16 protein-coding genes and 1 tRNA gene are annotated in these 17,217 nt (G+C 65.1%); 12 read left to right on the forward strand and 5 right to left on the reverse strand.

Annotated features, from left to right (window positions below; all coding sequences use genetic code 11):
- Window positions 1-33 precede the first annotated feature (33 nt).
- From ACWF5H_RS10390 to ACWF5H_RS10420, 7 genes are all read left to right on the forward strand, one after another.
- Window positions 34-738, forward strand: coding sequence for a DUF501 domain-containing protein (locus tag ACWF5H_RS10390; RefSeq protein ID WP_452036660.1), 705 nt, complete (start codon window positions 34-36; stop codon window positions 736-738).
- Window positions 738-1,706 (forward strand): Ppx/GppA phosphatase family protein, encoded by a 969-nt coding sequence (locus ACWF5H_RS10395; protein ID WP_452036662.1) that lies wholly within the window; start codon window positions 738-740, stop codon window positions 1,704-1,706. The genes ACWF5H_RS10390 and ACWF5H_RS10395 overlap by 1 nt, the downstream gene beginning before the upstream one ends.
- 22 nt (window positions 1,707-1,728) lie before the next feature.
- Entirely contained in the window at window positions 1,729-3,153 is a 1,425-nt protein-coding gene (locus ACWF5H_RS10400; protein ID WP_452036664.1) for a S8 family serine peptidase, read from the forward strand.
- 53 nt (window positions 3,154-3,206) lie between these two features.
- Window positions 3,207-4,655 carry an NAD(P)/FAD-dependent oxidoreductase gene (locus ACWF5H_RS10405; protein ID WP_452036665.1) on the forward strand — a complete coding sequence of 483 codons (1,449 nt, stop codon included), beginning with the start codon at window positions 3,207-3,209 and terminating at the stop codon, window positions 4,653-4,655.
- 88 nt (window positions 4,656-4,743) lie between these two features.
- Window positions 4,744-5,250 carry a GNAT family N-acetyltransferase gene (locus tag ACWF5H_RS10410; RefSeq protein ID WP_452036667.1) on the forward strand — a complete coding sequence of 169 codons (507 nt, stop codon included), beginning with the start codon at window positions 4,744-4,746 and terminating at the stop codon, window positions 5,248-5,250.
- A gap of 47 nt (window positions 5,251-5,297) precedes the next feature.
- A tRNA-Leu gene (locus tag ACWF5H_RS10415) sits at window positions 5,298-5,370 on the forward strand.
- A 143-nt stretch (window positions 5,371-5,513) separates the two neighbouring features.
- On the forward strand, window positions 5,514-6,905 hold the full coding sequence (locus ACWF5H_RS10420; protein ID WP_364646891.1) for an ABC transporter substrate-binding protein: 1,392 nt from the start codon (window positions 5,514-5,516) through the stop codon (window positions 6,903-6,905).
- Between the two features lie 310 nt (window positions 6,906-7,215).
- On the opposite strand, the gene ACWF5H_RS10425 is transcribed toward ACWF5H_RS10420, so the two are convergent.
- The 5 genes from ACWF5H_RS10425 to ACWF5H_RS10445 form a co-directional block, all read right to left on the reverse strand.
- On the reverse strand, window positions 7,216-7,986 hold the full coding sequence (locus ACWF5H_RS10425) for an ABC transporter ATP-binding protein (protein ID WP_364646894.1): 771 nt from the start codon (window positions 7,984-7,986) through the stop codon (window positions 7,216-7,218).
- Window positions 7,983-9,053: an ABC transporter ATP-binding protein gene (locus ACWF5H_RS10430; RefSeq protein ID WP_452036668.1), complete on the reverse strand. Its 1,071-nt coding sequence runs from the start codon at window positions 9,051-9,053 to the stop codon at window positions 7,983-7,985. The genes ACWF5H_RS10425 and ACWF5H_RS10430 overlap by 4 nt, the downstream gene beginning before the upstream one ends.
- Entirely contained in the window at window positions 9,050-10,030 is a 981-nt protein-coding gene (locus tag ACWF5H_RS10435; protein WP_364646897.1) for a branched-chain amino acid ABC transporter permease, read from the reverse strand. Before ACWF5H_RS10435 ends, ACWF5H_RS10430 begins: the two co-directional genes overlap by 4 nt.
- A gap of 11 nt (window positions 10,031-10,041) precedes the next feature.
- Window positions 10,042-11,361 carry a branched-chain amino acid ABC transporter permease gene (locus ACWF5H_RS10440; protein ID WP_364646900.1) on the reverse strand — a complete coding sequence of 440 codons (1,320 nt, stop codon included), beginning with the start codon at window positions 11,359-11,361 and terminating at the stop codon, window positions 10,042-10,044.
- A 259-nt stretch (window positions 11,362-11,620) separates the two neighbouring features.
- Window positions 11,621-11,917 (reverse strand): GroES family chaperonin, encoded by a 297-nt coding sequence (locus ACWF5H_RS10445; protein WP_127512147.1) that lies wholly within the window; start codon window positions 11,915-11,917, stop codon window positions 11,621-11,623.
- Window positions 11,918-12,181: 264 nt separating this feature from the next.
- On the opposite strand from ACWF5H_RS10445, the gene ACWF5H_RS10450 reads away from it, so the two are divergent.
- The 5 genes from ACWF5H_RS10450 (at window position 12,182) to ACWF5H_RS10470 (ending at window position 17,155) form a co-directional block, all read left to right on the forward strand.
- Window positions 12,182-13,012, forward strand: a complete 831-nt coding sequence (locus ACWF5H_RS10450; RefSeq protein ID WP_452036669.1) for a Bax inhibitor-1/YccA family protein — start codon at window positions 12,182-12,184, stop codon at window positions 13,010-13,012.
- 87 nt (window positions 13,013-13,099) lie between these two features.
- Window positions 13,100-14,026: an aldose 1-epimerase family protein gene (locus tag ACWF5H_RS10455; protein WP_452036670.1), complete on the forward strand. Its 927-nt coding sequence runs from the start codon at window positions 13,100-13,102 to the stop codon at window positions 14,024-14,026.
- A 37-nt stretch (window positions 14,027-14,063) separates the two neighbouring features.
- A complete protein-coding gene (locus ACWF5H_RS10460) occupies window positions 14,064-15,341 on the forward strand; it encodes an AI-2E family transporter (RefSeq protein WP_452036672.1) in 1,278 nt (425 codons plus the stop codon).
- Entirely contained in the window at window positions 15,338-16,576 is a 1,239-nt protein-coding gene (gene ilvA, locus ACWF5H_RS10465) for a threonine ammonia-lyase (protein ID WP_127511968.1), read from the forward strand. The genes ACWF5H_RS10460 and ilvA overlap by 4 nt, the downstream gene beginning before the upstream one ends.
- Before the next feature lie 3 nt (window positions 16,577-16,579).
- Window positions 16,580-17,155 (forward strand): rhomboid family intramembrane serine protease, encoded by a 576-nt coding sequence (locus tag ACWF5H_RS10470; protein ID WP_452036673.1) that lies wholly within the window; start codon window positions 16,580-16,582, stop codon window positions 17,153-17,155.
- The last annotated feature ends 62 nt before the right edge of the window (window positions 17,156-17,217 follow it).

Genomic DNA, 17,217 nt, shown 5'->3' on the forward strand with positions numbered 1-17,217 from the left:
AAACGAAACCGCAGCACCAGGAAGGACTGAGCCATGAACGCCGCTCAGCGCACACCCACCCCCGAAGACCTCGACACGTTGAGCCGTCAGCTCGGCAGGCCGGTCCGCGATGTAGTGGAAATCGGCGCGAGATGCGTCTGCGGAAACCCGCTCGTCGCCACCACGGCGCCGCGGCTGGGCAACGGCATCCCGTTCCCCACCACGTACTACCTGACCCACCCGGTCATCACCTCCGCGGTGTCCCGGCTGGAGGCGGCGGGGGTGATGACGGAAATGACAGCGCGGCTCGAGAGCGATCCCGAGCTGGCCGCAGCCTACCGGCGCGCCCATGAGGAGTACCTGGCCGCTCGGAACGAGGTGGGCCGCCGCTCCGGCATCGGGGAGGTGCCAGAGATCGCGGGCGTCTCGGCCGGCGGAATGCCCACCCGGGTCAAGTGCCTGCACGTCCTGGTCGGCCATTCGCTGGCCGCGGGTACGGGCGTCAACCCGCTGGGCGACGAAGCGCTAGAGGGCATCGCCGAATGGTGGACCGCGGACCGTTGTTATTGCGCCGGCGCCTGGGACGTTGACGGGGCCGCGCCCGCGCGTGATCTGAGCCGCCATACCCGGACCCAAGGCCTAACCGCCGACGAGCTGGCTGCCAAGAAGGCCAGGCGGTCCGGCGGCAAGGAATCCTCCGGCGGCGCCGACGCCGTCGATCCCCAAACGCCCGGCGCAGCCGGGGGAGTGGAGTCCTAGTGGCACGCGTCGGAGCCATCGATTGCGGAACCAACTCGATCCGCCTGCTGATTGCCGAGGTGCAGGACGGCGGGCTGAGCGACGTGGTCCGGGAGATGAAAATCGTGCGGCTGGGGCAGGGGGTCGACGCCACCGGCGCGCTGGCTCCCGAAGCGCTCGAGCGGACGTTCGCGGCGGCCGAAGAATACGCCGTGCAACTGCGCAGCCACGGGGTCGAAAGCCTGCGTTTCGTTGCCACCTCCGCCACCCGCGATGCGGCCAACCGGCAGGTTTTTGTGGACGGCATCCGCGACCGGCTCGGCGTGGAACCGGAAGTGATCAGCGGCCGCGAAGAGGCCGAGCTGTCATTCACCGGTGCCGCCAGTGTCCTGGCCCCGGCGCCGGGAGAGAAGGTGCTGGTGGTGGACCTCGGCGGTGGCAGCACGGAGTTCGTGCTGGGCACCGCGGACGGCGTGCTGGCCGCGCTCAGCACGGATATGGGCTGCGTCCGTTTCACCGAACGGCACCTGCGCTCGGACCCGCCCACCGCGGCGGAAATTGCCGAAGCAGTGGCCGACGCCGAGCAGCATCTGGCTCGCGTGCTGGACGACGTGCCGCTGGCCGACGTTGACCGGTTGGTAGGGGTGGCCGGGTCCGTCACCACGATCACCGCACACGCCCTGCAACTGGACCAGTACCGTCCCGAGGCGATCCACGGGGCACGTGTGGAGGGCGACCGACTGGATGCTGCCTGCACGTCCTTGCTGGAGATGACCCGGCAGCAGCGTGCGGCGCTGCCCTATATGCACACCGGGCGGGTGGACGTCATTGGCGCCGGCGCGCTGATCTGGCGCACCGTGTCACGGCGGCTGTCCGAACTGACCGCTGGACGCGTGGACGGCGCAACGGCCAGCGAACACGATATTCTTGATGGAATCGCCCTGAGTGCCGCCACCCGGCTGCCCACCCACCCAGCCCCAGGGACCTAGACTGCTTACCGAAGGGACACCGATGCGCCACCGCGAGAGTGAACGGCCCGGCAGGCGCTCGTCCGCCGCGAAGGCCATTTCGCTGGGCTCGGCCCTTGCGGTGCTTGGCTCGCTGATGCTGGCAGGACCCGCCCATGCCGACTCCACCAGGGACAAGGAATACTGGCTGGATTCCTACGGGATCCGCGCCGCCTGGGACGAATCGCAGGGCGAAGGCGTGAAAGTCGCGGTGATCGACAGCGGCGTTGACGGCACCCATCCGGACCTCAAAGGGGCCGTGGTGGGCGGCACCGATGCCTCCGGGTCGGGCGATCCCGACGGCCAGCGCGGCATCGGACAAACGCCCGAGCACGGCACCCTGGTGGCGACGTTGCTGGCCGGGCGCGGGCATGCCCCGGACAAAGACAAGAAGGACGACAAGAAGAAGGATGACGAGTCCAAGACCAAGGACAAGGGAATCGGGGCCGGTACCGATGGCGTGATCGGGGTGGCTCCCAAGGCGCAGATCCTGACGGCCTCCACCTGGCTCGGGACGCCGAACCCTTCCGGCGTCGGAGTGGACGAGCAGATCCCCGCGGCCGTCCGCTGGGCCGTGGACAACGGCGCGCAGGTCATCAATATGTCGCTGACCAGTTCCAGCACCTCCTGGCCGGAGAGCTGGGACGCCGCGTTCCTGTATGCCGAGCAGCACGACGTCGTGGTGGTGGCCGCCGCCGGAAACCGCGCCGGCGGGACCGAGCAGTCCGGTGCTCCCGCCACCATTCCCGGGGTCCTGACCGTGGCCGGACTAAACCGCGACGGTGAGGCCAGCCAGGAGGCCTCGGCCCAGAGCATCGTCATTGGCGTTGCGGCACCGGCCGAAAACCTGGTGGGTGGATTGCCCGGCGGCCTCTATGCCGACTGGTCCGGTACCTCCGGTGCCACCCCGCTGGTCTCCGGAGTCGCCGCGCTGATCCGCTCCAAGTATCCGGACATGAGCGCGGCCCAGGTCATCAACCGCATCATCACCACGGCCAAGGACTCCGGCGTTCCCGGTCATGACCCGATCTACGGCTACGGCGTACTGGACGCCGAAGCGGCGCTGAACGCCGAAGTTCCCGAGGTATCAGCCAACCCGCTCGGCTCGATTGCCCAGTGGATCACCGTGCACCGCCGCGGTGCTGTCGCTGCGCCGGAATCGCAGTCGCCGGTGCAGTCCAAGGCCGTGGCCCCGGACATTCCGGAACCGACCACCCCGGTGGCGGTCCCACCGCGTACCGAGAATTCGGTACTGCCAGCCGTCCTCGTCTTCTCGTTCGGTGCGCTGATTGCCGGCGTGCTGACTCTGGGCGCTGTCCAGACGATCCGTGCGCGCCGGGCCGCGGCAGGAAAACAGGCCATCGAGGATGCGGACACGGGCTTCATACCGCCGATCCGGGGCGGGAACCAGAAGCCGGTCAAGCGCTGATTTGCTCCCGGCTACTTCGTGAAAACTTTCACAAAAGACGCTACACTTAACGCATGGCTCTCACTCCTGCTCTGTCCGATCGCCCGCGCGTCCTTGTAGTCGGCGGCGGCTACGTTGGTCTTTACGTTGCGCTGAAGCTCCAGAAGAAGGTCAAGGGGCACGGCGGCATCGTTACCTTGGTGGACCCGCTTCCGTACATGACCTACCAGCCGTTCCTGCCCGAAGTGGCCTCCGGCAGCATCGAAGCCCGGCATGCAGTGGTCAACCACCGCCAGCATCTGAAGGACACCGAACTCATCACCGGCAGAGTCACCTCCATCGACCATGCTGCCAAGAAGGCCGTGATCACCCCCGCGGCGGGCGAGGCTTTCGAGCTGGACTACCGCGACGTCGTCGTTGCCGCCGGTGCCGTTACCCGCACCTTCCCGATCCCGGGGCTGGCAGAAGCCGGCATTGGCCTGAAGACCATCGAAGAAGCCGTGGAGCTGCGGAACAAGGTGCTGGAGCGGATCGAGACCGCTTCCCAGCTGCCTGAGGGAGCGGAGCGGACCCGCGCGCTGACGTTCGTCGGCGTGGGCGGCGGCTTCGCCGGCATTGAGGCGATGACCGAAATCGAGGACCTGGGCCGCGCTGCCGTCAGGAAGAACGGACGGCTGCGCCAGGAAGACCTGCGTTTCGTGCTGGTCGAGGCGATGGGCCGGATCATGCCCGAGGTCACCGAAGAGCAGGCCGAGTGGGTCGTCGAGCACATGCGCTCACGCGGCATCGAGGTCATGCTCAACACCTCCCTGGCCAAGGCAGAGGGCGGCGTGCTGGAACTGATCAACATGCCGGACAAGACTCCGGCCGAGACCTTCGAAGCCGACACCCTGCTGTGGACTGCAGGCGTGCAGGCGAACCCGGTGGCCCGCAGCTTTGGCTTCCCGCAGGACGAACGCGGCCGGATCAAGGCCGATGCCACCCTGCAGATCGTTGGCGAGGATGGCCCGATTGACGGCGCTTGGACCGCTGGCGACGTCGCAGCAGTGCCGGACCTGACCGGCGGCGGGGTGGGTGGCTTCTGTGTCCCGAACGCCCAGCACGCCATCCGCCAGGCCAAGCGGCTTGCCAAAAACATCTACGCGGCCCGCTGGGGCGTGGGCAGCGTCAAGCAGTACAAGCACAAGAACCTGGGCGCCGTCGCCGGCTTCGGCCTGAACAAGGGCGTCGCCAAGATCATGGGCATCAAGCTCAAGGGCTGGCCGGCCTGGATGGCACACCGGGGCTACCACGGACTGGCCATGCCGACAGTGGAGCGTAAGATCCGCGTGATCTCGAACTGGTTCTGGACCATCTTCCTGGGCCGCGACACCACGCGCCTCGCCGATCTGCAGACCCCGTACCGCCAGTTCCGTGAGGCTGCTTCACCCCAGCCGCGCCCGCAGGCCGCCGCCGATCCCAAGCCGGCAACGGACGCCCAGGGCACCGGCTCCGAAAAGGAACTCGCGTCCACCGGCCGCTAACCGCAACAAACAAAGCAGGCCCGGATACCGCACGGCGGTATCCGGGCCTGCTGCGTTCTGCGCAAACGCTGCGGCATAGAATGTCTTGATGCTGATCAGGACAGAACAACCGGAGGATCGCCCCACCGTCCTCAGGCTGGTGGCCCGGGCCTTCGCCGCGGATGGCGCTGCGGAACCTGTTGAACGCCGGCTGCTGGCCGAACTTTACGACTGCGACGGTTTCCTGCCGGAGTTCTCCCTCGTCGCCGAGGACCATGGAACCGTCGTCGGCCAGGTGATCAGTACCCGCGGGTGGATTGACGGTGCGCCGGCCCTGGGGCTGGGGCCGATCGCGGTGGAGCCGGACCGCCAGCGCTCGGGCATCGGAGCTGCCCTGCTGGCCGAAACGCAGAGGCGGGCCGAGAGTGCGGGGGAGAGCGTCATCCTGCTGCTCGGAAGCACCGATTACTATCCGCGTTTCGGGTATCTGCCGGCCAGTGAAGCCGGCATCAAAGCTCCGGATCCGGCGTGGGGCGCCCACTTCATGGCCCTGCCGCTGACCGAACTCCCGCCAACGGGTACGTTCACCTACGCCGACCCGTTCGGGCGCCTATGAACCACCGATGGCCCATCCAGTACCCTAGATAGGTGCAGGAATGCCACGCCCCCGTAGTCCAATGGCAGAGACAACCGACTTAAAATCGGTCCAGTGTGGGTTCGAGTCCCACCGGGGGTACCTAAACAGTGTGACGAGTGTTACAAGGATGTAACCCAAAACGCTTATTTTCAACAACAATTTGGACTAGTTTTCTCTGTAATCAGGAATACCTGGTAGCGCATCAAAGGTTCACAAACCTTTCGATCGAGGGGAAAACATACATGACTGCCACACGAAACGCTGTGCTTTTCGGCACCGGCGGCAACTCCGCGCGGGCGGGGAAGTTGGCCGCGCTCGGATTGGGGATCGCCTTGTTTGCCTCGGCCTGCGGCGGTGGGTCGTCGACGCCGTCGGAGCCTGGCGGGGGAGCTTCATCCGCACCGGCAGGCGCATCGGGCCTGACGTGTCCCGGACCCGGCGAGGACGGGGGACCCACCGGCGGTGCAACCGGAAACCCGGCGGACGTTCCCGAGTCAAAGGGCTCCACCGATCAGCCGCTGAAGGTCGGCACGCTGCTGCCGACCACCGGGACGTTGGCCTTCCTGGGCCCGCCGGAAATTGCCGGTGTCCAGCTGGCCGTCGACAAGATCAATGAAGCCGGCGGCGTGCTTGGAAAGGACGTGGAAACCGTCCAGCGCGACTCCGGGGACACCACCACTGACATTGCAACGCAGTCGGTGACGGACCTGCTCAGTGAAAAGGTCAACGCCATCGTGGGAGCGGCCTCCTCGGGCGTTTCCTTCACCGTGATCAACCAGATCACCGGCGCGGGCGTTCTGCAGATTTCTCCGGCGAATACGTCGCCGGACTTCACCACGTGGGATGACAAGGGCCTGTACTGGCGCACTGCCCCGTCGGATGTGCTGCAGGGACGCACCCTTGGCAACTACATGGTGACTTGCGGTGCCCAGACCCTCGGCATGATCGTACTGAACGACGCGTACGGCACCGGTCTGGCGGACAACGTCAAGCAGGCCTTCGAAGGCTCCGGCGGCAAAGTGGTCGCAACCGAAATGTTCAACGAGGGCGATTCGCAGTTCAGCTCGCAGGTTGATGCGGTGGTCAACGCCAAGCCCGACGCCATCGCGCTGATTACTTTCGACCAGATCAAGTCGATTGCACCGTTGCTGCTGTCCAAGGGCATCAAGGCCGACCAGATGTTCTTGGTAGACGGCAACACCTCGGACCTGAGCAAGGAACTTGACCCCGGTGCAATGGCGGGGGCGCAGGGCACCATTCCCGGCACCTTCGCCAAGGACGAATTCCAGGCGCAATTGGCGAAAGTCGACGACAAGCTGAACTCCTTCTCGTACGCGGGCGAGTCCTACGACGCGGTGAACCTCGTGGCGCTGGCCTCCGAGGCAGCTGGCAGCACCAAGGGCGAGGACATCGCCAAGGAGATGCAGGCTGTGTCTGAAGGCGGTGAGAAATGCTATGACTTCGCCGGTTGCGTGACGCTGCTGCGCGACGGTAAGGACATCGACTACGACGGCATCTCCGGGCCGATCACCTTCGACAAGAACGGTGACCCGACCGAGGCCTACATCGGCATCTACCAGTACGACGACACCAACGTACCGCAGCCGAAGCTGGAGGAGTTCGGCCAGCTGTAAGACCGCTCCACACCACTCGCACCGATGCAGAGGGTCCCAGCCACCGGCTGGGGCCCTCTGCCGTGGTGGGAGGCTCTACGGACTCGTCCAGAGCATTCGGAGGCCGCAGGACCAACCACAGCGCCCTGGCCACCGGGGAGGACCAGCGACGGCGGCGCCTTGGCCACCGGGGAGGACCAGCGACGGCGGCGCCTTGGCCACCGGGGAGGACCAGCGACGGCGGCGCCCTGGCCACAGGGGAGGGCCAACGACGGCGGCGCCCACCCCGCGAAGGGCAGGCGCCGCCGTCGTCGTGGCCGCTTGGAGGTGCTTAGGCAGTGTCCGCCAGAGTGCCTAGATAGAGCTGGATAACCTTCGGGTCCTTGAGCAGTTCGCGCCCGGTGCCGGTGTAGGCGTCCTTGCCTTGGTCCAGAACGTAGCCACGGTCGCAGATCTGCAGGCAGCGGCGTGCGTTCTGTTCCACCATGATGACCGAGACACCGGCCCGGTTGATCTCGTGAACCCGCAGGAACGTCTCGTCCTGCTTCACCGGGGAGAGTCCGGCCGAGGGCTCGTCCAGGAGCAGCACCGCCGGGTTCATCATCAGGGCACGGCCCATGGCCACCATCTGGCGTTCACCGCCGGAGAGCGAGCCGGCCCGCTGCGCGCGCCGCTTGGCTAGGTCGGGGAAGATGCCGGCGACAAACTCGAAGCGCTCCTTGAAGTCCCTGGGCCGCTGGAACATGCCCATTTCCATGTTCTCTTCGATGGTCAACGTGGAAAAGACGTTGTTGGTCTGCGGAACAAACCCGATGCCGCGGCTGACGAGCTTATTGGCTTTCAGCCCGGTCAGGTCCTGGCCTCGGACCACAACGGTGCCGGAATGCACTTTGACCAAGCCGAACATGGCCTTGAGCAGTGTTGACTTGCCGGCGCCGTTCGGCCCGATAATGCCAATCAATTCACCTTGGCGGGCTTCGATGCTGCAGCCGTTGAGGATGTTGACGCCGGGCAGATAGCCGGCCACCAGGTCCTTCACGACGACCACGGCTTCCCCCGCCGCTGTGTTGGTCGGGCTTGGCTCCACCCGGTGCGCGTTCATGCCTGGTCCTTCCGGTTCGGGTCTTGATCGGCTTCGCGGGACTCATCCCGGCTGGAATCGTGCTCGCTGATGTGGCTGCGCAGGACCCCCTCGTCAGCCGTACCCACTACCGACTCCGCGTCCTGGGCAAGTTCCTCGGCCAGCGCTTCGACCCCTTCCGCGTCACCGAGGTCGACGTCGTGGTGGGCACCGAGATAGGCATCAATCACGGCGGGGTCCTTCATGACGACGCCGGGCGGGCCTTCGGCCACGATCCTGCCTTCGGCCATCACCACTACCCAATCGGCGATGTGGCGGACCATATGCATGTCGTGTTCGACGAACAGCACGGTCATGCCCTCGGCCTTGAGGTTCTTGACGTGATCGAGGAGGGACTGGGTCAGGGCCGGGTTCACGCCGGCCATCGGCTCGTCGAGCATGACCAGTTTGGGCCGGACCATCAGGGCCCGGGCCATCTCCAGCAGTTTGCGCTGGCCGCCGGACAGCGAGGCTGCGTAGTCATCGCGTTTGGCATCCAGCTTGAATTTGACCAGCAGGTCCTCGGCCTGTTCGGTAATTTCTTGTTCCCGCGGCCCCCAGATTTTCTTGAAGAGGGCCTTGAACAGGTTCTCGCCGGACTGCTCCGTGGCACCCAGCCGCATATTTTCAATGACGGTCAGCTTGCCCATGACTTTGGTCAACTGGAACGTGCGGACCATGCCCATCCTGGCCACTTTGTAGGAGGCCACACCTGCCAGCGAGTGGCCTTCGAAGGACCACTCACCGGACTGCGGGATGTCGAATCCGGTGAGCAGGTTGAACAGGGTGGTCTTGCCGGCTCCGTTTGGCCCGATCAGCGCCGTGATCTGGTGCCGGGGGATCTCCAGATACTCCACGTCCACGGCGTTGACGCCGCCGAATTGGCGCGTGACGTTCTTGGCCACGAGGATGGGATCGCGCTTGCGGCAGCCGGGCCCCGGCTCGTCGGCAGCGATGGGACGTGTGTCGGTCATGTACTCGTTCGGCACGGGTGACTGGTCCGGGGCGGCGGTGCCGCTTCCTCCCGGGATGCGGTCTTGTTCGCTCATGCGAATACCAGCTCTTTCTTGTTGCCCAGCACGCCTTGCGGCCGGAAAATCATCAACAGCATCAGAGCGACGCCGACCAGGATGTACCGCAACTGCCCGGCCTGAGTGGTGGTCAGGAAGGTGATGTAGCCCGCCTCGATGGCCCCGTAGAGCAGCCCTTGGGTCAGCGAGAGCACCACCCAAAAGATCATGGCGCCGACGACCGGGCCGAGAACAGTGGCCATGCCGCCCAGTAGCAAGCACGTCCAGAGGAAGAACGTCAGCTCAGTCTGATAGTTGGCTGGTTGGACCGCTCCGCGGGGGAGTGTGAAGATCATGCCTGCAAAGGTGCCCAACAGGCCGCCGAAAATCAGGGACTGCATCTTGTAAGAGTAGACATTCTTGCCCAAAGACCGCACAGCGTTCTCGTCTTCGCGGATGCCCTTCAGGATCCGGCCCCAGGGGCTGCGCATCAGCAGGAACACCAGCAGACAGCAGAGCGCAACCAAGGTCCAAGCAACCACCCGGATCCAAACGTCCCGCTCGTTCATGCTGGTCAGGCCGAAATTGTAGGTGCCCCGCGGGAACGGGTTCATGGCGTAAAACCCGCCCTCGAACGCGGCCAGGCCGTTGGCGGAACCGGTGATCTCGGTCAGTTCATTGGTGGTGACCACGTAACGGATGATCTCCGCGGCGGCAATCGTGACAATGGCCAAATAATCGGCCCGCAACCGCAGCGTAGGGATGCCCAAGAGCAGCGCAAAAATCACCGATCCTACGACCGCAATCAAGACGCCGACAACGAACGGGACGTCCCACAAGAGGGTGGGGATGGCGAATCCGTAAGCGCCAATGGCCATGAATCCGGCTTGTCCGAAGTTCAGCAGCCCGGTAAAGCCGAAGTGGACTGCCAGACCGAGGGAAGCCAGGGCATAGGCGGCCGTCGTCGGGCTGACGATCTCGCCGAGTGCGTTGGCGAATATGTTGAGGAAATCCATGGTGTAGCCTCCTAACCCACGCGCTCTCGACGGCCAAGGATGCCCTGTGGCCGGAACAGAAGGACGACGATCATGATCAGCAGAGCGCCTACGTACTTAAGGTCTGCTACGAGCCAGAGCGTCGACAGTTCGACGAAGAGTCCGACGAGGACCGAGCCAACCAGGGCTCCGAACACGGTGCCCAGCCCGCCCAGAATGACGCCGGCAAAGACGAGCAGCAGGATCTGCTGGCCCATATTGAAGGTGACACCGGGCCGGTAATAGGCCCAAAGGATGCCGCCCAGTGCCGCCAGTATGCCGCCCACTGTCCACACAATCCTGATGACGCGGTCAACATCGATGCCGGAGGCTGCCGCGAGCGCAGGATTGTCGGCAACGGCGCGGGTAGCCTTGCCCAGACGGGTCTTGAGCAGCAGCATGGCGATCAGGACGATCACCACCAGACTGATAATCAGCGAGAGCAGCGTGTTGCGGCTGATGGAGATGGCACCGAGTTCCAGGATGGGGCTGCTGGCCCCGGGAAGCTGTTGAGTGGCGCCACCGAAATTGAACAAGATCGTATAGCGCACAGCCAGGGCCAGTCCGATGCTGATGATCATCATGGGGATCAGCGCGGTACCGCGGCGCCGCAGCGGCTTCCAGAGCCACGCGTCCTGGACCCAGCCGAAGGCACCGCCGAAGACGACTCCCAGCAGCAGTGCCAACCAGATCGGAAGCCCCGCAACAGAGAAGCCGAACATCACGACTGCCCCGAGCGTGACCATCTCGCCATGGGCGAAGTTGGTCAGGCCGGTGGTGCCGTAGATCAGCGACAAGCCCACCGAAGCCAAAGCCAGCAGCAGACCAAAGCTCAAGCCTGCAATCAGACGCTCGACGAAAATCTCGCCGAAACTGGCGCTCTGGACCACGATGCCTTCGCCAAGCGGAAAGACGGCGGCGGCATTGGAGGTGTTGGTGAAAGTGACTTCCCGCGGATTTGGTGTTCCCTGGGCCAGCTTCACGCCCTCCGGGAAGGTGGAGACGTCCACTTCGACTTGGTAGGTTCCCTGGACCGGAACACCGATAGACCAGGTTCCGTTTTCTCCGGTGGTCGCCTCGCCGCTGAACCCTTCCCCTGTCGCCGTGATCCGCACCCCCGCGACCGGACCGTCGGCGTTTCGCATGACACCGCTGATCTTGTAGCGGGAGGGCTCCGCAGGCGCCGTCGTTGCTCCGGGTGTTGGTGCTGGCGAGGTGGTCGAAGCCAGTGAGGGGGGAGCGGACAGCAAGATCCCCGTGATGATCGCCAACAAGGCGAGTAGCGTCCCCAATGGCCGAATGAGCTTCGGCATCGCTATCAAAATATGAACCTCCACAGTGGGGGTGGTCCGCCGGATCACCGGCAGGCACTGACCAAGTCTGTGACAAGAATCACTGACGTGTCGTTTATGTTACCTGCGGCACAGGGAGTGGGGAGGTTGGTTCTATCGCGATCAGGTAACAACTGTGAAGCAGTTGTTAAGCAAAGGTAAAACGTTGGTGTGCCACGGAGCAGGCTGGCTACAGGAAGAGAGTCCAAACTTACGGTTGAGCCGCCCGACCCGCCGCGCTCTAGAGGTAGAGACCGGTGCTGCTGTCCGCTTCCTCCGGCTGGGATACGGCGTGGATGTCGCGTTCGCGGAGCAGGGTGTAGTCGGCAGCGTTGACCTCTACTTCCGCGCGGTCTTCCGGATCAAAGAGCACCCGGTCGCCGACCGCGACCTGGCGGACCTGCGGGCCGGCGGCAACGACTTCGGCCCACGCCAGCCGCTTGCCCATCACTGCGGTGGCCGGAATGACGATTCCGGAGGATGAACGGCGCTCGCTGCTGTCCTGGTCCGGTGCCACCAGGATGCGGTCATGGAGCATCCGCAGCGGAAGTTTGTCCCGTGCGGAGGAACGAGGCTTGTTGGAAGGACTGTGCGAAGTCACCGCAGCAGTCTACCCGCAGGCCCGCACGCGTAGCAGAGGAGGGGTGGCGGCCGAGGAGAGCAGCGGCGGCGGCAGGTCAGCAGGGCAGCAGGGCTGTACGCGCCAGAGCTCGTCCACGCGTGATGGAATTTTCTGCCGTGGCGTTCGTTGGGATTGATAGTGTAATCAATAGCTCGCCCCCTGACGATGGAGGACAACAATATGGCAATCGGAGGAAATCCGGTTTTCAACAACCCAAAGGCATTCCGCGGTTCACCCGCGGGATCTGCCGCAGCCGGTTCGACCGTGCTGGCCGGCCAGACGCAGTTGACCAGCCAGCAGCTGCAGGACCTGTATAACCAGCCGTCCGCCGGTCCGGCCCAGACCGGCCGGATGACTTACGACGACGTCATCATGAAGACGCTGGCTTGCCTGGCCCTGGTGGTCGTTGGCGGTGCCATCGGCTGGATGTACCCCATCCTGATGATCCCGGGGATGATCGCCGGTTTGGTGCTCGGCCTGGTCAATGCCTTTAAGAAGGAACCGTCCAAGGGCCTGATCCTGGCCTATGCCTTCGCCGAGGGCCTGTTTGTCGGCGGGCTGTCCATGTTCATTGAGAGCATGTACGCAGGAGTCGCCCCGCAGGCAGTGCTCGGCACCGTGTGCGTCTTCGCCGTTACCTTGGTCCTGTTCAAGAGCGGCAAGGTTCGCGCCACCCCGAAGGCCATGCGCTTCTTCATGATCGCGCTGATCGGCTACGCGCTGTTCTCGCTGGTGAACCTAGGCCTGATGTGGTTCGGCGTGCTGGACAACCAGTGGGGCGTGCGCGGGGTCGAATTTATGGGCATCCCGCTGGGTGTCATCATCGGCCTGTTCGCCATCGGTCTGGCCGCCTTCTCGCTGATCGTTGACTTCACCTCCATCGAGCAAGGCGTCAAGCAGGGCGCGGACCGCAAGTACTCCTGGACGGCGGCCTTCGGTCTGACCGTGACCCTGATCTGGCTGTACGTGGAGATCCTCCGCCTGCTGGCCATCCTGCGCGGCGACGAGTAGATCCGCTAGATCCGCAGTTTCTTCCCGCCCGACCCCGGCCCAGTGCCGGGGTCGGTTGTTTAACGGACACCCGGTACCGTAGAAGCCATGACGCGCGAGCGCAGCCAAGCAGCGACCGGAGAACAATTTGAACTGCGGCGCGCCGGATCACGCGCCGTGATCACCGAGCTCGCAGGCGGCCTGCGGCTCTTCGAAAAGCACGGCGTGCAGCTGACCGAGACGTACGATGCAGGTCGCATCCCGCCCTCGGCCTGCGGCATCTTGCTGGCTCCGTGGCCCAATCGGGTGGCCGAGGGCCGGTGGACGCTTGACGGCGCCGTCCAGCAACTGGACATCACGGAGCCGGCCCGAGGCCACGCCATCCACGGGCTGCTCCGCAATACCGGATACCGGCTGGTTGAACGGAGCGAGTCCAGTCTCGTGCTGCGGGCGGAGATCTTCCCACAGCACGGGTACCCCTTCCGGCTCAGCCACAGTGCCGAGTACTCCCTGGACCAGGCCGGCGACCTGACCGTGCGGCAGGAGCTAGTAAACCGGTCCACTGCGGCGGCACCGGTCGCGCTGGGCGCCCATCCGTTCCTGCGCCTGGGAGACGAACCCGCCGACCGGTTGACGCTGACCGTACCCGCGGCACGGTTCTTCCCGGCAGATCCGCAGACCATGATTCCGACCTCGGAATCCCCGGTAGACGGGCCAACCGACCTTCGCCAGGGGGCCCGGCTGGCGGATCTGGCGATGGACCAGGCCTACACCGGGCTGGCCGCCGGCCCCGGCGGACGGGTGATGACCACCCTGGCCTCGGATAGCGGTTCGACGGTCGGGCTGTGGCAGGCAGACGCATTCCAGTACGTGCATATTTTTGTCACGTCAAAGTATCCCGGCAGGGAGTGCGCGGTGGCGGTAGAGCCCATGACTGCTCCGGCGAACAGCCTGAATTCCGGTACCGGACTGGCCTGGCTGCAACCCGGCGGTGCTTTCGGCGGCAGCTGGGGGATTACGGCGCGGCTTCACTGAACACATGTCTGGGTGACAATATGAAACTATTGGCTTTATGAACCGGTCCTTCCTCGAAAACCGTCCCCTGCCGGCGGGACGATCGGCCGGCACCGACGCCCGGCACCACGTTCGCGAGGACGTGCCTTATGCGCTGCGGATCAGCGCGGCGTGGGCGTGGCGGGTGGGCCTGATCCTGGTTGTCGGCGGGCTGTTGGTCTGGCTCCTCAGTTTCGTCTCGCTGCTGGTCATCCCGCTGATGGTCGCGGCGCTGATCACCGCCTTGATTTCACCCGTGGTCCGGTTCCTGCGTAAGGCCAAGGTGCCCAAGAGCCTGGCCGTGGCGATTACCATCCTGGGATTCCTCGGGCTGATCGGCGGCGCTCTTTCCCTGGTTGGCCGGCAGCTCTATATCGGCTTCAGCGAGCTGTGGGACCAGGTGCTGCAAGGGATCAGCCAGGTCCAAGGCTGGCTGACCGATGGGCCGCTCCGGCTGACCAACGAACAACTCAATTCCTACCTGAACGAAGGCTTGCAGCAGCTGCAGAGCAACAGCAGCGCGATCTTTTCCAGTGCCCTCAGCGTGGGGTCCACCGCCGGGCACCTATTTACCGGCCTGCTGCTGACCATCTTCGCGCTGATCTTCTTCCTCTACGACGGCGACCGGATCTGGCGTTTCATGGTTGGCCTGCTGCCCAAGAAGGCCCGGGCGGCGAGCAACGGTGCCGGCCGCAAGGGCTGGACCTCCATGGTCCAGTACATCCGGGTCCAAATGTTCGTTGCCTTCGTCGACGCGGTCGGTATTGGCGCCGGCGCGGCCATCATCGGTGTGCCACTGGCGCTGCCGCTCGGCGTTCTGGTATTCCTCGGCTCGTTCATCCCGATCATCGGCGCGCTGGTGACCGGGTTCGTCGCCGTTCTGCTTGCGCTGGTGGCCAACGGCTGGGTCAATGCACTCATTATGCTCGCCATTGTGCTTGGCGTGCAGCAGCTTGAGGGACATGTGCTGCAGCCACTGGTTATGGGCAAGGCCGTGTCGCTGCATCCGTTGGCGGTCGTGCTCGCCGTGGCAGGCGGCTCGATGGTTGCCGGCATCGCCGGCGCGCTGTTTGCCGTTCCCCTGCTCGCGATCCTCAATTCCGTTGTCAAATACATTGCCGCCCGGGGATGGGAAACGGACCCGGCACTGGGGGCGCCTCCACCGGTGGAAGAGCCCTACCTGGCTCCTGAACCGGCGTTGGCATCGTCTGGTCCGGGCAACCCGCCAGAGACCTCAGAACAGGAACCCATCCGCCGACGCCGCCTTCAGCTGCGCAGAAAAGAGTCCGAGAAGTGACAGCCACCACCCAACTACCCGTCACCCTTGATGACGTCCAGGCAGCCCGGAAAATCCTTGACGGGGTCATCGCGAAGACGCCGATCGAACAATCCCGCGCGCTGGGTCGGATGGTCGGTTCCGATGTGTTCTTCAAATGCGAGAACCTGCAGCGCGCCGGTTCGTTCAAAGTCCGCGGCGCCTACGTGCGCATGGCGGGACTGACGGACGAGGAGAAGGCACGCGGCGTTGTGGCTGCCTCCGCGGGAAACCACGCCCAGGGCGTGGCGGTGGCTGCGGCCCGGCTGGGCATCAAGGCGCGTATCTTCATGCCGCTGGGTGTTGCCCTGCCCAAGCTGGCGGCCACGCGGGGCCATGGTGCGGAAGTGGTCCTGCACGGCCACAACGTGGACGAAGCACTCGCCGAGGCCGAACGCTATGCGGAAGAAACCGGCGCGGTGTTCGTCCATCCGTTCGACAGCCCGGACATCATCGCCGGCCAGGGGACGCTCGGTCTGGAAATCCTGGAACAGGTCCCCAACGTGGACACCATCGTCATGGGCGTCGGCGGCGGCGGACTGCTGGCCGGAGTTGCCACCGCGGTCAAGGCAAGGGCCAAGGAGCTGGGCCGCGAGATCAAAGTCATCGGGGTGCAGGCGGAAAATGCTGCCGCCTATCCGCCCTCGCTGGCCGCTGACGCGCTGGTGCCGCTGCAGAAGGTGTCCACCATGGCCGACGGTATTGCCGTGGGCCGCCCGGGGCAGCTGCCGTTTTCGATCATCCGGGAACTGGTCGACGACGTGGTCACGGTTAGCGAAGACGCACTGGCGCGGGCGCTGATCTTCCTGATCGAGCGGTCCAAGCTGGTGGTCGAACCCGCCGGCGCCGTCGGCGTGGCCGCGCTGATGGAAGGCGTCATCCCGAATCCTGGCACCACGGCTGTCATCCTCTCCGGCGGAAATATCGATCCCATGCTGATGCTGAAAGTCATCCAGCGGGGTCTGTATGCCTCCGGACGTTTCATGTCCGTCCGGATCATGCTCGACGACCGTCCCGGCTCACTGGCCCAGATCTCCCGGATCATCGCTGAATCGGATGCCAACGTCACCCGCGTGGACCATACGCGGATCGGCGGCTCCATCAGCATGGGCGACGTCGCCATCACCATCGACATCGAGACCAAGGGCCACGAGCACTGCGAACTGGTGCTCGGCAGCCTCCGCGCCGAGGGCTTCCAGCCCGTCGTCGTCCACTGACCAGTGGCCGGCAGCCGTGCACTGCGCCCCGCCCAGGCCTTGGCAGGAGCCGGGGCGTTGGCGTTGCTGCTCTGGGTAGCCTTCCTGGCCAACCTGATCGCCGGCGGCTACTTCAGCCTGCTGCTGGGGATTGCGCCCCGAAGGCTCGATGGGCTCGACGGTGTGCTCTTCGGCCCGCTACTGCACGCCGATACCAGCCACTTGTTGAGCAACACGCTCCCGCTGCTGGTGCTCGGGTTCCTGACGCTGCTGGAAGGGATCCGGCGGTTTACCGTGGTGCTGGCTTGTAGCTGGGTGGCTTCCGGGCTGGGGGTCTGGCTGACGGGTGCAGGGCTGACGATCGGCGCTTCGGGCCTGGTCTTCGGGCTGCTGGCCTACCTGCTGGTTCGCGGCTTCTACAACCGCAGTTGGCGGCAGATCCTGCTGGCCGTGGTCATCTTCATTTTCTACGGCTCGGTACTGTGGGGCGTCTTGCCGACGGCGATGCCTGGCATTTCCTGGCAGGCGCACCTCTTCGGGGCAGTCGGCGGCGTGGTTGCCGCCGTCCTGCTGCGCCGCCGCAGGCCCGGTCTCGGCTGACCGTTCCTGCTCCCAGGCCGACCGCCGGCTTGCCGGCCCTCCAAACACTTACGCCACTGACA

The sequence above is a fragment of the Arthrobacter sp. NPDC055138 genome, assembly GCF_053607305.1.

Excerpts from the sequence above, each read along its gene's own strand:
- ACWF5H_RS10450 (WP_452036669.1), top strand. The coding sequence starts at position 12,182 with ATGGCAATCGGAGGAAATCCGGTTTTCAACAACCCAAAGGCATTCCGC.
- ACWF5H_RS10445 (WP_127512147.1), bottom strand. The coding sequence starts at position 11,917 with ATGCTCCATGACCGCATCCTGGTGGCACCGGACCAGGACAGCAGCGAG.
- ACWF5H_RS10425 (WP_364646894.1), bottom strand. The coding sequence starts at position 7,986 with ATGAACGCGCACCGGGTGGAGCCAAGCCCGACCAACACAGCGGCGGGG.
- ACWF5H_RS10390 (WP_452036660.1), top strand. The coding sequence starts at position 34 with ATGAACGCCGCTCAGCGCACACCCACCCCCGAAGACCTCGACACGTTG.
- ACWF5H_RS10410 (WP_452036667.1), top strand. The coding sequence starts at position 4,744 with ATGCTGATCAGGACAGAACAACCGGAGGATCGCCCCACCGTCCTCAGG.
- ACWF5H_RS10455 (WP_452036670.1), top strand. The coding sequence starts at position 13,100 with ATGACGCGCGAGCGCAGCCAAGCAGCGACCGGAGAACAATTTGAACTG.
- ACWF5H_RS10420 (WP_364646891.1), top strand. The coding sequence starts at position 5,514 with ATGACTGCCACACGAAACGCTGTGCTTTTCGGCACCGGCGGCAACTCC.
- ACWF5H_RS10400 (WP_452036664.1), top strand. The coding sequence starts at position 1,729 with ATGCGCCACCGCGAGAGTGAACGGCCCGGCAGGCGCTCGTCCGCCGCG.
- ACWF5H_RS10435 (WP_364646897.1), bottom strand. The coding sequence starts at position 10,030 with ATGGATTTCCTCAACATATTCGCCAACGCACTCGGCGAGATCGTCAGC.
- ACWF5H_RS10440 (WP_364646900.1), bottom strand. The coding sequence starts at position 11,361 with ATGCCGAAGCTCATTCGGCCATTGGGGACGCTACTCGCCTTGTTGGCG.
- ACWF5H_RS10460 (WP_452036672.1), top strand. The coding sequence starts at position 14,064 with ATGAACCGGTCCTTCCTCGAAAACCGTCCCCTGCCGGCGGGACGATCG.
- ACWF5H_RS10405 (WP_452036665.1), top strand. The coding sequence starts at position 3,207 with ATGGCTCTCACTCCTGCTCTGTCCGATCGCCCGCGCGTCCTTGTAGTC.
- ACWF5H_RS10430 (WP_452036668.1), bottom strand. The coding sequence starts at position 9,053 with ATGAGCGAACAAGACCGCATCCCGGGAGGAAGCGGCACCGCCGCCCCG.